The sequence below is a fragment of the Sarcina ventriculi genome (assembly GCF_900456775.1).
Taxonomy (GTDB): Bacteria; Bacillota; Clostridia; order Clostridiales; family Clostridiaceae; genus Sarcina; species Sarcina ventriculi.
The window spans coordinates 66,424-81,342 of the sequence record NZ_UAUL01000009.1 but is presented as its reverse complement, the minus strand read 5'-3'; the positions used below and the strand labels follow the sequence as shown (position 1 = coordinate 81,342).

The window sequence follows — 14,919 nt, the reverse complement described above, 5'->3', positions numbered from 1 at the left end:
AAAATTTTAAATATACTTGCATAAAGGTACTAATTTTTTTCCTTTATAAGCATACATTTCTACCCTTTTTATATAAGTGAAAGTATTTTCTGCATAATTTTTTGTATTATCTTTAATAAGAGTTGCTAAAAGGTCTGCTGATAAATTCTCACGACTACCACAACTTATAAGAGCATTTACAACAAGTTCATTATCTTTAACCCAATATTTTATATTTTTTATCATAGGCTTTATATCAACCATTTTTTCGCCTTTTTTGCTTTTTTTAAGAACTGTTATCTCATCCTTCTTAAATAATTCATCAAGGCTTTCTAAAAGATTTTTTGTATCATTATATTTTATCTTTATTATATAACTTGCAGCATCAATAAGAGCCATAGCTTGAGGAAGTCTTTTAACATTTTCTATGACAGGACTTTTAGAAACTTCTAAAAATTTAATTCCATTTACTGTATTCTCATTAAGAATATTTTTTACATCTATTTCCTTCATATCCTCTTCTAAATTAATGTCTAAATAATCTCCCTCTGAAGACACTCCAACTGATAGTGGCTGAGCAATTCCAAGTGCCATATGTGGATTAAACCCTTTTGAGTATTCTATATTTATTTTAGATCTTCTTATTACCCTTTGAATTGTTCTCATAAGATCTAAGTGAGATATAAATTTTATGTCATCACCCTTAGTAAATTTAATTAGATATCGCACCGTAGAAACACTCTCCTTCTTTAAAGTTTACGTTAACTCCACATCCTGTACATCCTTTTCTGCAGTTTTGTGTAAGAACGCATTTTTTAGCTTTTTCATTCTCGTTTTCTAAGTATTTTCTATTAACACCAATGTCTACAAAGTCCCATGGAAGTATTTCATCATATTCTCTTTGTCTGTATGCATAAAAATCTCCATCTACATTACATTCCTCTAATGCCTCCATCCATGCATCAAACTTGAAATGTTCTGACCAACCATCAAACTTAGCACCCTTTTCATAAGCCTTTATTAAAACATCACAAAGTCTTCTATCTCCTCTTGCAAAGATTGATTCCATATATGATGTTTGTTGATGATGATAATTGTAGTTTATAGCCCTTGTTTTTATAGAACTTTTAACTGCACTTATCTTTTCTGTTACTGAATCTATTTTTTCCATCGGCGCCCATTGGAATGGTGTAAATGGCTTTGGAACAAATATTGATGTACTTACTGTTATTTTTAGACCTTTATTCCTAACTTCTTTTGGAATGCTATAATACTCGTTAGCTATCTTCTCTGCCAAATCGCCAATTCCTCTAGCATCTTCAACTGTCTCATAAGGAAGTCCTAACATAAAGTATAATTTTAATGTACTCCAGCCTGATTCAAAGGCAGTTCTTGACGCTTCTAAAATTCTTTCTTCTGTTAAACCTTTATTTATAACATCTCTCATTCTTTGTGAACCAGCCTCTGGTGCAAATGTTAATCCTGTTTTTCTAACCTTTTGAATTTCTTTTAAAAGGTCAACAGAAAATGCATCTACTCTAATTGAAGGTAATGCCACACTTGTATTATTTACTCCATGTTCTTTTATAAGGTCTGTAACAAGCCCTTTAATGTCTGAATAATCACATGTGCTTAAAGATACCAAAGATATTTCATCATATCCTGTCTTATTTACCATGTTTCTTGCTTGCTTTAAAAGTGTTTCTCTTGATTTTTCTCTAACTGGTCTATAAATCATACCTGCTTGGCAAAATCTACATCCATTTGTACACCCTCTAAAAAGCTCTAACACTACCCTATCATGAACTATTTCCCCATAAGGAACTATTTCATTTTCTGGGAATGGAACTTTGTCAAAATCGTAAATTATTCTTTTCTTAACTTTTTTAGGTACATCACTATATTTAGGTTTAAATTCTTTTATCGTTTTATCTTCATTATAAGTAACATCATAAAGGGATGGAACATATACACTTTCAATTTTTGTAGCTTCTCTTAAAAATGCTTCTCTATTAAAATTTCCACTATCTTTATGTTTTCTATAAAGATTTAAAACATCATCTAATCCTTCTTCACCTTCACCTAATTGAAATATATCAAATATATCATAAACAGGCTCTGGATTATAAGCACAAGGCCCTCCTCCTAGAACTATTGGGTCATCATTTTTTCTCTCTGATGCTCTTAGTGGTATCTTTGCCATATTAAGCATATTTAAAACATTGGTATAACTCATTTCATATTGAAGAGTAAATGCCAAAAAATCAAAATTTGTTATAGGATCTTTTGATTCTAAAGCATATAAAGCTATATTATTTTCCCTCATTAAATTTTCCATATCTGGCCATGGTGCAAAAACTCTTTCACAATAAGTATCTTTTCTTTCATTTAATGTGTGATACAGTATTCTTGTTCCTAAATGAGACATTCCAACTTCATAAACATCAGGAAAACAAAAAGCAAATCGTATATTTACATCTTTTGGATTTTTTATTATCTCGTTTAATTCTCCTCCAACATATCTAGAAGGTTTTTCAACTCTATATAAAATATCATCACTTATTCTTACCAATTTAGATCCTCCTAAGTTTCTAATTTAATGCTTGAAAAAAAAAGAAGTATTCATAAATACTTCTCTTTATCATTCTTTATTTTATCACAAAGTAAATTAATAACCAATATTTATTTATTTCTAGTATTATAATAATCTTTCAATTTAATATTTCCATAATTGTTTAAAATATTTATAAATTCATCTTCCTTAAGAATATATAAAATTTTCATATTATTATCTAATACATAAAATATATGAAACTTATCTTTTTCTAAAAATTTCAACAAATCTACACTATATGATTCACAATATACTGAGATGCTTTTATTTTTCATATATTTTTTTCTTAATATTATTTCTTGCTTTTTTAATAATCCCTGCATAACTATATACATTGCTCTTTTTCTATTTTTAATTGTAGTGAAAATACTAAATACACATATAAACACTATAAAAATTGCTAATACATATTTATATACTAAAAGAATTATAGCGCATACAATTAAAAAAATATTAGTAATATAGCTAATGAAAGTGGCTATCTTATTAGCATTTATATAAGAAAATTTTAAAGAAAAAATTGATAAAATCAACTTAAATCCATCAAGTGGACATATAGGCATAACATTAAAAAATGCTAAAGATAAATTGATTTCAACTATAGTCATAAAAAAATCTTTATTTAAAAATTTCCATATTACAAAAAAAATCAATCCTATTATAACATTAAACATAGGTCCTGCTATACACACAACTATTTGTTCTTTAAGGGTTAAATTGTCATAATCCTTTATTTCTAAAGTTGCTCCTAAACAATGTAACTTCACTTGCCTAATTTCTAAATTCATAAATTTTGCTACTACTAAATGAGTAAGTTCATGCAATACTATAAAGAAAAAACAAGCAATAAATTTTTTATTTAATCCAAATATGAAAAGTATAATAAGCTGAAAAATTAGCCATTTACTAATCTTTAGATTTAATTTTCCTGTTGATTTATAACTTTCCATATAGTAAATTCCTTTATGTATTATTCAAAGATCTATATTTTATTATATTTCTTTAAATTATTTATAGAACAAACTTATTTAAATTTGCAAAGTATAACTAAATAAGCCTAAGTTAAAATTGTAATTTTAACTTAGGCTTATTTCCTGTATAATTTTATATTAGTTGAACACTAAAATTATCTTTTAACATTTTTTATTGGAATATTAGCTATTAATGCTGGACCTGCCTCACCCTCAACACTATCTTGACTAGCTACTGTTATATCCATATCCTCATCTTTTATCTCAATATATTTTGCAAGTACTTCTAACAATTCAGTTTTTATTTTCTCTAAAACTTCATTTGGAAGTTCTCCTCTGTCGTGTATTAATATTAATCTTAATCTATCTTTAGCTACTTGCTTTGGAGTGGCTTTATTACCTGAAAATACTTTATTAAAAAATGCCATCTCTTGTTCCTCCTATCCCCTTTTAAATAATTTCATTAATGAATTAAAGAATCCTCCATTACTTGCACTTGTTCCACTTAAATCCATTATTGGAACTTCTTCACCCATTATTCTTTTTGCAATATTTCTAAATGCTTGTCCTGCATTTGCATCTGTTAATACTATTGGTTCACCTTTATTAGTAGATATAGTTATATCTCTATCATCTGGAACTACTCCTAATAATTTTACTGAAAGAATTTCTAATATGTCAGGTATATCTAACATATCACCATTTTGAGTCATAGTGTAATTTAATCTATTTATTACTAATTGATGATCATTTAATCCCTTAGCATCTAGTTTTCCTATAACCCTATCAGCATCCCTTACAGATGTAACTTCTGGATTTACAACAACTATAGCTTTATCAGCTCCTACTACAGCATTTTCAAAACCTTGTTCTATTCCTGCTGGACAATCTATAACAACATAATCGAATTCTTCTTTAAGTTCTGCAACAAGTTTTAACATTTGTTGAGTACTTATATCATCTTTATCTTTAACTTGGGCAGTTGGAAGTAAGCAAAGATTTGGAAATCTTTTATCTTTTATTAAGGCTTGTTTTGTTCTACATCTACCTTCAATTACATCTATTATTGTATATACTATTCTATTTTCTAAGCCCATTAATACATCTAGGTTTCTAAGTCCTGTATCTCCATCTACCACAACAACTTTTTTTCCTTCAGCAGCAAGTGCTGTACTTATATTTGCACTAGTAGTTGTTTTACCAACTCCACCCTTTCCTGATGTTACAACTATAGATATTCCCATAATAAAATTCCTCTCCTTAATATAGTTTGATTTTAATTTAATATATATATTTATCTGGTAAGTATGGTTCAAGAATCATTTCACCATCTTTTAAACTTGCAACTTCTGGATATCCGGATTTTTCAAAATTATCCGGTGATACTGTGATTTTTCCTGCAATGGACAGTAACTCTGGTGACATACTAAAAGCTGCTATTATTGATTTCTCGTTACCATTATCTCCAGCATACACTCTACCATTTAAACTTCCTAAGACTATAATATTGCCTAATGCTTTAACTTCTGCTCCATGGTTTACATCTCCTACTATTATTATGTTACCTGGATATGTTAGCATTTGACCGCCTCTAACGGTAGTTCTTATAAATTTTGTTCTTCCTTCATAGACTCCATCAAAAACTTTTTTTACATTTTCTTCTTTTTGTCTAAATTCACAATTTTTAACCGCAATTTGATCAAAAATAGAATCTTTTAATATTTTAGCCTGTCTTTCATTAATACTATTTAATTCTGTAGTAATGATTAAATTAGCTCCTGTAAAAAAATTTTTTCCTTTTTTTAATTTATTTAATAATGCTTCTAGCATTTCATTAAAATCGCCAAATTTATCCATTTGGATTATGACATTAAATCCATCTTTATTTCCTTTTATAGCAATTCTTTCATCATACATAGTAAAATTGTCCTCCAAATTAACTTATCACTAGCTTTTTTATTAATGAAACTTAGAATATATTAATAAATTTCAACAAGACTCATATATATTATATAGATAATTCCTTATCAATAAAAGTCTTTTTGTCAAAATAAAAATAAAACTTTAAAAATTTGTTTTTTATTTTTGTTTTTTTGGAAATCATTTTGTATTAATTTCATTTTTTACCTTAATATCGCTCATATTTTACAATATAAGTAATATTTTTATTCATCTATAAATAACCTCTCTCTTTTAAACTTATATATTTATTATCACCTATTATTATGTGATCTAAAAGTTCTATTCCCATTATATTGCCACACTCTTTAATTCGCTTAGTGACATTTATGTCTTCTTTGCTAGGTGTTGGATCTCCAGATGGGTGATTATGACAAACTATTATAGACGCTGCACTATTTTTTAAAGCTTCTTTAAAGACCTCTCTTGGATGCACTAGTGATGAATTTAAACTTCCCTTAAATATTTCCTTTTTAGATAATATATTGTTTTTACCATTTAATGTTATAACCATAAAAACTTCTTGTTGCATAAAAAAAATATCAGTCATTATTAATGAAACAATATCCGAAGGTTTTTTTATTGTAATTCTTTTTCTAGGTTTTGATAATCTCTTATAAATTTCGCACACTGATAAAATTTGAGTAGCTTTTGCAGTTTTTATCCCCTTTATACCCATAAGATCCTCTACTGAACAGGTTAAAAGACCATGTATTCCTCCAATATCGTTTAAAATTCTTTTCGATAATTCTAAAACATTCTCATCTTTATTCCCTGTACCTAGTATAATAGCTAATAATTCTTTATCTGTCAAAAAATTACTACCATATTTTAAAAGTTTTTCTCTTGGTCTTTCATCTTTAGGTGTATCTAAAAGTTTAATACTTTCTTTCATATACCCTCCTAATATCAACAAGTAAATTAAAATTAGTTATAGCTTATACTTTTATAACATTAATCAGAAATTATATTATAAATTAGTAATTTTATAACCACATAAAAAAGCATTTAATTTATTTATAGGTAAGCCCATCACATTGTAATAACACCCATCTATTTTCTCTACAAAAACGCCTCCTAACCCCTGTATTCCATAAGCTCCCGCTTTATCCATAGGTTCTTTAGACTCTATGTATCTATCAATTTGATCATCAGTTAACTTAGAAAACTTAACCTTTGTTTCACATACAAAACTTTCTATATGTAAATTTTCAGTATTTACTATACAAACTCCTGAATACACCTTATGAGTATTACCACTTAAAACTGATAACATACCATAAGCATCATCATAATTTTTAGGTTTTCCTAGTATTTTGTTATTATAAAAAACTACTGTATCTACTCCTATAATTAATGATTTATTATTAACTTTTTCTTTAACGGCTAACGCTTTACCTCTTGCTAATAACTTTACATATTCCTCTACATCCCCATTAAATGTTATGCTATCCTCATCAAAATCTGATTCTATTATTTTAAAATCATTAACTACTCTTTTTAAAAGTTCTTTTCTTCTAGGCGATTTAGACGCTAAAACTACTTCCATTAAAATTCAACTCCATTCTTTTTATTTATATTTTAAATTTGATAATATATTTTATATAAATACTTATTTTAAAATCATACCCTATCAAATAATTATACATTAATCATTTAAAATTATGTAAAAAGGCTATATAAAAGTAAACATTTTTATATAGCCTCCTAAATAAAATTATTCCCTAAAATTAGTTAAAACTTTATATATTGAATTATATGATGCTTCTAAATCATTTTTTGTTATCTCTTCACTTAATGAATTTATATTTTCTTTTAGTTGATTAAATATAGAAATATTAGTAGCATTTTTATCCTCTTCTAAAGCATTAGTCCATTCTTTAAATTCAGCTGTTTTAATACCACTTACTGCATCATCATCTAATTTATTTAAAATTTGAATATATCCATTTAACATTTCAGCTATTTTATTATTACAATTATCTGACTTTAATATAGAAAATTTTGTTTTGCTAGTTGCTATATTATTACTCTCTAAAGTATTCACAATATTATTTGCTTCACTTTCATTTCCAATATAAGAAATTACTCTATACTTTCCATCCTCCTCTATAATTGCTCCTAAGCTAATATTTTGTAAGCTACTTAAAACACTCTGTGCTCCTTCTGCCTTTGAATATACCCCACATTGCACCATAACATACTGCTCTTTACTAGAATTTTGTATCGCTTGACCACTTGTAGCTTGTTCTTTATTACCTGTTGAAATATTACCTTCTCCACTACCTGTATCTTTATTTTGTCCTAAATTTTCACTATTTGATGTAGCATCACTAGTATTTGTATCCTTAGATAAAATCTTATTTATATTTTCTCCTGCCGTAGTTGGTAAAATAACAAATCTATACAACCCTATACCTACAATTAAAGCAACAACAATAACCCCTAAAACAGATACTAACATTTTCTTTCGTTCATTCTTCCTTTTTTTTATGTTCAAGTCATACCTTGTATACTTCATCTCACTTCACCTGCCATACCCTTTAATAAAATTCTATATAATATTTATTTTACAGATATTTGAAATTTCCTCTTTAACAAGTAATTTTTTTAGTAAAAATGAACAAAAAAATAAGCTATTTATAAAGTTTAGCAATTAATACTTTATAAACTAGCTTATTTTATAGACTATATTTTAATATATTCAATATTATTTTATTTCTTTTAATATTTCTAATAAAAGTTTCCACACATTCATTGTTGAAGATATACTTAGATGTTCATTTGGTGTATGCACATCAAACATATTAGGTCCAAAAGATATCATATCTAAATCTTTTATTTTTTCACCTAAAAGTCCACACTCAAGTCCTGCGTGAATTGCTATAATTTTAGCATCTTCTCCTGTTACATCTTTATAAACTTTTTTACAAAGTTCTCTTATCTTTGACTTAGGATTATATTGCCACTCTGGGTATGGTGCTGCTATTTCACATTTTGCCCCTAAAACTTCTGCAATATCACTTGTTTGTTTAACTATCTTTTCTTTTAATGTTCCAACTGAACTTCTTGTAGCATTTTTAAATATTATTGATTTGTTATTTGTTTCAACAACCCCTAGATTTGTTGAACTTTGAACTAAATCTTTTATTGCCATACTCATGGTATCTACTCCATTTGGTATAAGATTTAGAATCTTTATAGCCTTATATGTTGAATCCTTAGAAAATACTTCATTTGGAATTTCTAAAGTTTCACAAACCTTAACAGTAACATCTTTATCATTAGCTTCTAACTCATTCTTAAACATTAAGTCAAACTCTTTGCATATTTCTATGACTTTTTCAATATTGCTTTCTTCTAAAACTATTAAAGCATCACATTCTCTTGGAATAGCATTATCTTTAGAACCTCCATTAATATATGCTAATGAAAAATCTACATTTTCTAAAAGAGCATTTAAAACCCTTCCCATAAGTTTATTAGAATTTCCTCTTTCCTTGTTTATCTCCATTCCTGAATGGCCACCTTTTAAATTTCTTAATGAAATTTCTAAGGCTCTTAAATTTTCCTTTGTTTCTTCCCATTTTATATCTAAAGATACATTAGTTCTAACTCCACCTGCACAGCTTACAAGGAAAAAACCTTCTTCTTCTGAATCAAGATTTAATAATATTTTTCCATCTAAATGTTCTCCGTTAAGAGCCATAGCCCCGCTCATTCCAGTTTCCTCATCAGTTGTAACTAAAAGTTCTAAATTAGGATGTGGTATATCATTTGATGCTAATATAGCCATTCCATAAGCTATTGCTATACCATTATCCGCCCCTAAAGTTGTACCATTTGCATAAATAAAATCACCATCAACTTTAAGCTCTAATGGATCTTTTGTAAAGTCATGAACCGTATCTATATTTTTTTCACATACCATATCCATATGTCCTTGTAAGATTACAGTCGGAGCATTCTCATAACCCTTTGTTGCTGGTTTTTTTATTATAATGTTTAAAGCTTCATCTTGTATTGTTTCAAGACCTAAATCTTTACCAAACTTAGCTAAATAATCACTTATTCTTTTCTCATCTCCTGAACCTCTAGGAATTTGTGAAATCTCCTCAAAATATTTAAATACATCATTTGGTTGCAAGTCTTTTAAAATATTCATAATATATACTCCTTCCATCAATCATATTATAAAATATAGTTATCAAATTTATTCTTTTATTTATTATAACAGAACTTTCTTATAATAACTAATAAATTTAGAGCAATAAAAAAGGAGAATTCTAATTTAGAATCCTCTTTTTCATTCTTTATTTATTGGTAAATTTAAAATCTTTAAATAATTCTCCTAAACAAAAACCTTCATTTTCATCATTATATTGCATATATTCTTTTGATTTTTCTATGGCATCTTTTATACTTAAAGCTATTTTATTTTCATCACTATTTATATCTAATATTTTAACTTTAACCTTTTTACCTATTTCTAAAGCGTCAGATGGCTTTGATATATTTTCATCTGTTATCTCTGATATATGAACAAATCCTTCAACACCTGGCTCTATTTCTACAAATGCACCAACCTTTATAAATTTGCTTACAACTCCATCTAAAACATCATTAACCTTATATTTAGTTTTTATATTATCCCAAGGATTTTGTAAAATATCCTTTAAAGACAAAGAAATTCTCCCTTTGCTTTTATCAACTTCTTGAACAAAAACTTCAACATTATCTCCAACACTTACAACATCTTCTGGCTTATTAACTCTTGACCAAGACATATCATTTAGATGAATTAGTCCATTAACTCCTCCTATGTCTACAAAAGCTCCAAACTTAACAAGTTTAGTTACAACACCCTGTCTTTTTTCTCCTGATTTTATGCTATTCCATATTCTTTCTTTCTTTCTCTTCTTTAGCTAAAGTCTCTTCCACAACTCTTCTTGACACAACAATCTTATTATTTCTTTTTTCAAACTCTATAACCTTAACATCTAATGACTTTCCAAGCAAAGCATTAAAATTTTCGATTTTTCTTATACTACACTGAGAAGCTGGCATAAATACTTTTACACCATTAGCGTCACAAGATAAACCGCCCTTTATAACTTCTTTTATCTTTACACTTATTAATTTATTTTCTTCAAATGATCTTTCTATATTTTCTATTGTTTTTTCTTTATCAGCTCTCTTTTTTGATAATAAAACATTTCCATCCCCATCATCACCACTTAAAACCATAACATATATAATATCATCTATACTTAGAGAATTGATATCAAATTCGTCATCATTTGAAATTTCATTTTTAGGTATTATTCCATCTGCAAAATGACCTATATTAACCACTATTTCATCATTTTTCACGCTAACAACTTTACCTTTTACTATTTCCCCTTTATGAAAATTTTTTAATTCAAAGTCGCTCATTAATTCTTCCATTGTCATTTCTTTATCCAAAAATATCAACTCCTTAGATTACATCATACATTTATTTTACATAATTACTTTTCTTTGCACAAGAAAAAAGCTGAATCAATTATTAAAAAATTCTAAAAATTACAAAATCATTTTTTAAAACTTAATCATAATCGATACAGCAAAAATTATCTAATCAATATTTAAAAGTTCAAAGCCTTCTTCTTCTAAAGCTTCCCTTATCTCATCTTCTGAAATTTCTCCATAAAGTACAGCACTACCAATTTCAACCTCCGACACTTTATCCACTCCATCTAATTCTAGAAGTGTATTTCTCACATGATTAATACAATGAGTTCCTGCCATGCCGTCTATCTCTAAAATAATTTTACTCATAAGATTCGCCCCTTTTAACCTTAAAATTATTAATTACAATTATAAAATATTTCATTTTATAATTATTGTCAATATATTATTTAAACTTTTATTTTTGAATATTAAAAGGCAAATTAATTTAATTTATTTTATCTTTATATAAATTATTATAACAATAATTTATAATATCACTTCTTTTTATTATTCCTATAAAAATTCCATTATCATCTATTACAGGAACGAAATTTTGAGATATAGCTAAGGAAATTAAACTTTCTATATTCGCGCTTATACAAACACTTTTATGTCTAACACGCCTTGGTATATCCTTAAGCTTTACAGTATTTACATTTTGGAAATTTAATTTTGGAGTGTTTTTTAACTTCCAAAGCAAATCTCCTTCTGTTAATGTTCCAACATATCTTCCCTCTTTATCTATCATAGGAACAGCAGTATACCCATGTCGTTCCATTCTCTCTATTACTTGTCGCATGTTTGCATCTATATTTTCATAAACTACTTCGCTTTTTGGCGTTAGAAAAAATGCAATATTCATATTGAATCCCTTCTCTATTTTAATTTATTCTTTTTATTGTTTATCAATTTATATACTATCATAAGTCTTGATAATTTACTTTAAATAAATATTAAATTTATAATTTATTTACTTTATTATTACTGTGATTTTGTGCTCTTTTAAACTTATAATCCATATCCATATATTCTATATCACTTAAAATAGAATTTACCTTATTAAAAACCACCTCATCAGATAAAGTTTTCTTTAATACAACTTCTTGTAAAAGTTTATGATTACACTTTGGACATTTTCCAAGAGATAAAAATCTCCAGCTAAAAAGCCTTAAAGGGTGCTCCCTATCAACTTCTATATTGCATTTAGGGCATAAAAAATCTATATTATAACTTTCTATATTATATTTTTTGAGTTCTTTAATCCTTATAGATGGCATATTGTATACATCTTTTACAATATAATTTTTTACTATTTTATTGTTATATAGCCTTTTAAAAACCTCTGCTGTATAATTTGCATCATTTAAAGCATCATGAAGTTTTGATTTATCCACCTTTATTTTAAGTTCATCTAGGGCATTTTTCAAACTTAGCACCTTTTTATGAGCTAATATCTTTGTACAATATTCTTGTATATCTAAATATTCCTTTATCCATTGTATATTTTTATAATTATGATAATTTGCATTATCTATAATATGAACTATATCATCTGTTGCCCATGAACATATTATTTGGTTTTCTCCAACAAAACTTTTTAATTCATCCATTGCACTTTTAAAATTTTTACCTGTTTCTAAATCCTTTTCTGTTATTCCTGTTATTTCAGTTATTTTAGGATTTAAAATTTTAAATGCTTCAGGTTTTATATAAGTTTTATATTCATCTATTTTTTGCATAAATTTATTAAGCTTTACTGCCCCAATCTCTATTATCTCGTTATCTATAGATAAATTTTTAATTTCCGCATATTCATCATAAATCTTAGGATAATATTTAGTTATACTCTGCATATTATTAAACTCTAAGTCAATAATTATATATCCCATCATTTTACATCCCTTCACCATTAATACATATATAATTATGCCATGGATTTAGGTATTTTTCACTCTTATTTTATATTTTTAAAAATTATATCTAAAAGCCCCTAAAATTAATTATATTTTATTTAATTATTACTTTTAGTAAATTTTAAATAAAATGCTATATCAAAATGAATAACATTCCACTTTAATATAGCATTTATATAAATTTACTTACATCTTATTAAACTCAAACTAGAATTTTGTCCAAAGATTTAAAGCTCTATTCATTAAACTTTCTTGTCTACCAGCTACAGACTCTATTTTCCAATCATTAAGAGCTAAAACTTCTTTAGTTATTTCAAAATCGCTCTTCTTACTTAAATATTGTTCAACTTTTTCAGCAAAAGCTTTATTATTTAATTTTGTATTTTTAGTTCCATTTATTATAACTAAATTTCCAAGCTTATTACACCAATTTTTTCTCTCATCTACTGTAAAATTAGTAGTCCAATAAGCATCTTTAGCATTTCTAGGTAAAATATGTTCTAACATTATTTTATTTGTATAATCTAAAATTTCACCATTTCTTTTTTCCATATCAAGTCTTATTAAAATATATTTTGGAACTAACATTCTTCCTTTACTATAAAACTCAATATCATCTAAAGAATTTCTAAAATATGCAGTAGTTCTTTCTAAATCGCTTATAAACACATTAGACTTTTTAATTTCTTCTAAAGAAGAGCTTGAATCTATAACCTCTAATATCTTATAAACCCTTGCTAATCTATCTGCAAAAGAATTTCCATTTACCCAATCAATTACTATTCTCTTTTCTAATACTTTCAAGAATTCTAATATATCTTCATCATTTTTGAATTTCTCAATAAATTTAATTAAAGCAACCATCCATTCATCATATGGAATAAAATCTCTCATGATTCTTACTAAATTTTGATAGTATATAGAATTGTCTTTACTTGAAAGCTCTATATTTCCTTCATTTATATACTTATTATATAAATCTTTAATTTCTTTTAAATGCTCTACAAAATTAACTCCTATATAATCTGGTTCAGAGACAAATATCTTTTTACTGAATTCTTCATAAACAGTAGCTGTTGCTTTTCTATTTTGCTTCATAGTCCTCATAAAGCCAATTATTTGCTCTAATTTATCCTTACCTAATTCTTGTCCTATGTTTTCCCACATATCAGTATAGATATTTCTCTTATCTTCACTTATAACTCTTAAATTTTCACTTTTTAAAAGATCAGCATTAGTTAAAGGTAAGCCCCTTGCATTTATTACATTAAACAATCTAAATGCTGAAGTAAATGAGTCTGTTGTTATAACAACAACCACTACCTTTTGTAAAAAATATTTTGTAAATTCATCTAGTTTAGATTCTAAAACTTCTCCATTTTCATCTACAAATACTTCTTTAAATGTCTTTATAGCATTTAACATATTTTGCTTTGCTTCTGAGATTTCCTTTTCATCAATCTCATTAACTAAATCAGTTCCACCATCTGTTAAAACATATTTTTTAAAGAATTCAGCTTCTTTTCCTCTAACTCTAACTCTTATGCTTTCCTTAATTCCCATAAGCTCATTAGGTTTTTGGTATATTAAAGATGATAATATGTTTTTATATGCTTCATTTTTAGTTAAATCTCTAATAGTTGCAATAAGTATTATTATAGATGTAAGTCTTTGTTGTCCATCTATAACATCATATAATCCTGAACCATCATCTTTATACTCTTTAGAACATAAAACAATACTTCCTATGAAATATGGTTCATACCCTTCAAAAACGTTATTATTTTCTTTATTTAGTCCTATAGAATCCATTATATCATCTATTAATTGCTTTAAATTATCTTTATTCCATGAATACGCCCTTTGATAGTCTGGAATATCAAATAAAAATTTATCATTTAGCAAATCTTTTATATAATGCTCTTTAGCTTTAACTTTATCTGTAAACAAAATGTCATCTCCCTATAAAAATATTTATTAATTTATTTAA

14 protein-coding genes and 1 pseudogene are annotated in these 14,919 nt (G+C 26.6%); all 15 read right to left on the bottom strand.

What is annotated here, in order from left to right; genetic code table 11:
* Nucleotides 1–6: 6 nt before the first annotated feature.
* Nucleotides 7–708 carry a TIGR03936 family radical SAM-associated protein gene (locus DR020_RS08645; RefSeq protein ID WP_055259476.1) on the bottom strand — a complete coding sequence of 234 codons (702 nt, stop codon included), beginning with the start codon at nt 706–708 and terminating at the stop codon, nt 7–9.
* Nucleotides 692–2,551: a TIGR03960 family B12-binding radical SAM protein gene (locus DR020_RS08640; protein ID WP_055259478.1), complete on the bottom strand. Its 1,860-nt coding sequence runs from the start codon at nt 2,549–2,551 to the stop codon at nt 692–694. Before DR020_RS08640 ends, DR020_RS08645 begins: the two co-directional genes overlap by 17 nt.
* A gap of 110 nt (nt 2,552–2,661) precedes the next feature.
* Complete coding sequence (locus DR020_RS08635) at nt 2,662–3,543, bottom strand: site-2 protease family protein (RefSeq protein WP_058992622.1); 882 nt, start codon at nt 3,541–3,543, stop codon at nt 2,662–2,664.
* 176 nt (nt 3,544–3,719) lie between these two features.
* A complete protein-coding gene (gene minE / locus DR020_RS08630) occupies nt 3,720–3,992 on the bottom strand; it encodes a cell division topological specificity factor MinE (protein ID WP_055259481.1) in 273 nt (90 codons plus the stop codon).
* Between the two features lie 12 nt (nt 3,993–4,004).
* Nucleotides 4,005–4,808: a septum site-determining protein MinD gene (minD, locus tag DR020_RS08625; RefSeq protein ID WP_055259483.1), complete on the bottom strand. Its 804-nt coding sequence runs from the start codon at nt 4,806–4,808 to the stop codon at nt 4,005–4,007.
* 37 nt (nt 4,809–4,845) lie between these two features.
* Complete coding sequence (gene minC, locus DR020_RS08620) at nt 4,846–5,481, bottom strand: septum site-determining protein MinC (protein WP_055259484.1); 636 nt, start codon at nt 5,479–5,481, stop codon at nt 4,846–4,848.
* Between the two features lie 256 nt (nt 5,482–5,737).
* Nucleotides 5,738–6,418, bottom strand: coding sequence for a RadC family protein (gene radC / locus DR020_RS08615; protein WP_112365725.1), 681 nt, complete (start codon nt 6,416–6,418; stop codon nt 5,738–5,740).
* Nucleotides 6,419–6,493: 75 nt separating this feature from the next.
* Nucleotides 6,494–7,072 carry a Maf-like protein gene (locus DR020_RS08610; protein ID WP_112365724.1) on the bottom strand — a complete coding sequence of 193 codons (579 nt, stop codon included), beginning with the start codon at nt 7,070–7,072 and terminating at the stop codon, nt 6,494–6,496.
* A 168-nt stretch (nt 7,073–7,240) separates the two neighbouring features.
* The gene (locus DR020_RS08605; protein ID WP_146739592.1) at nt 7,241–8,044 is read right to left on the bottom strand and encodes a hypothetical protein; all 804 of its coding nucleotides are present in this window, start codon (nt 8,042–8,044) and stop codon (nt 7,241–7,243) included.
* Between the two features lie 189 nt (nt 8,045–8,233).
* The gene (locus DR020_RS08600) at nt 8,234–9,688 is read right to left on the bottom strand and encodes an aminoacyl-histidine dipeptidase (protein ID WP_055259492.1); all 1,455 of its coding nucleotides are present in this window, start codon (nt 9,686–9,688) and stop codon (nt 8,234–8,236) included.
* 148 nt (nt 9,689–9,836) lie between these two features.
* Nucleotides 9,837–10,989, bottom strand: a pseudogene (gene rpsA, locus DR020_RS12680) (30S ribosomal protein S1).
* A 150-nt stretch (nt 10,990–11,139) separates the two neighbouring features.
* Entirely contained in the window at nt 11,140–11,343 is a 204-nt protein-coding gene (locus DR020_RS08590) for a heavy-metal-associated domain-containing protein (protein WP_055259496.1), read from the bottom strand.
* A 118-nt stretch (nt 11,344–11,461) separates the two neighbouring features.
* On the bottom strand, nt 11,462–11,878 hold the full coding sequence (locus DR020_RS08585; RefSeq protein WP_112365722.1) for a CBS domain-containing protein: 417 nt from the start codon (nt 11,876–11,878) through the stop codon (nt 11,462–11,464).
* A gap of 97 nt (nt 11,879–11,975) precedes the next feature.
* On the bottom strand, nt 11,976–12,905 hold the full coding sequence (locus tag DR020_RS08580; protein ID WP_112365721.1) for a 3'-5' exonuclease: 930 nt from the start codon (nt 12,903–12,905) through the stop codon (nt 11,976–11,978).
* A gap of 231 nt (nt 12,906–13,136) precedes the next feature.
* Complete coding sequence (locus DR020_RS08575; RefSeq protein ID WP_112365720.1) at nt 13,137–14,879, bottom strand: DUF262 domain-containing protein; 1,743 nt, start codon at nt 14,877–14,879, stop codon at nt 13,137–13,139.
* Nucleotides 14,880–14,919 lie beyond the last annotated feature (40 nt).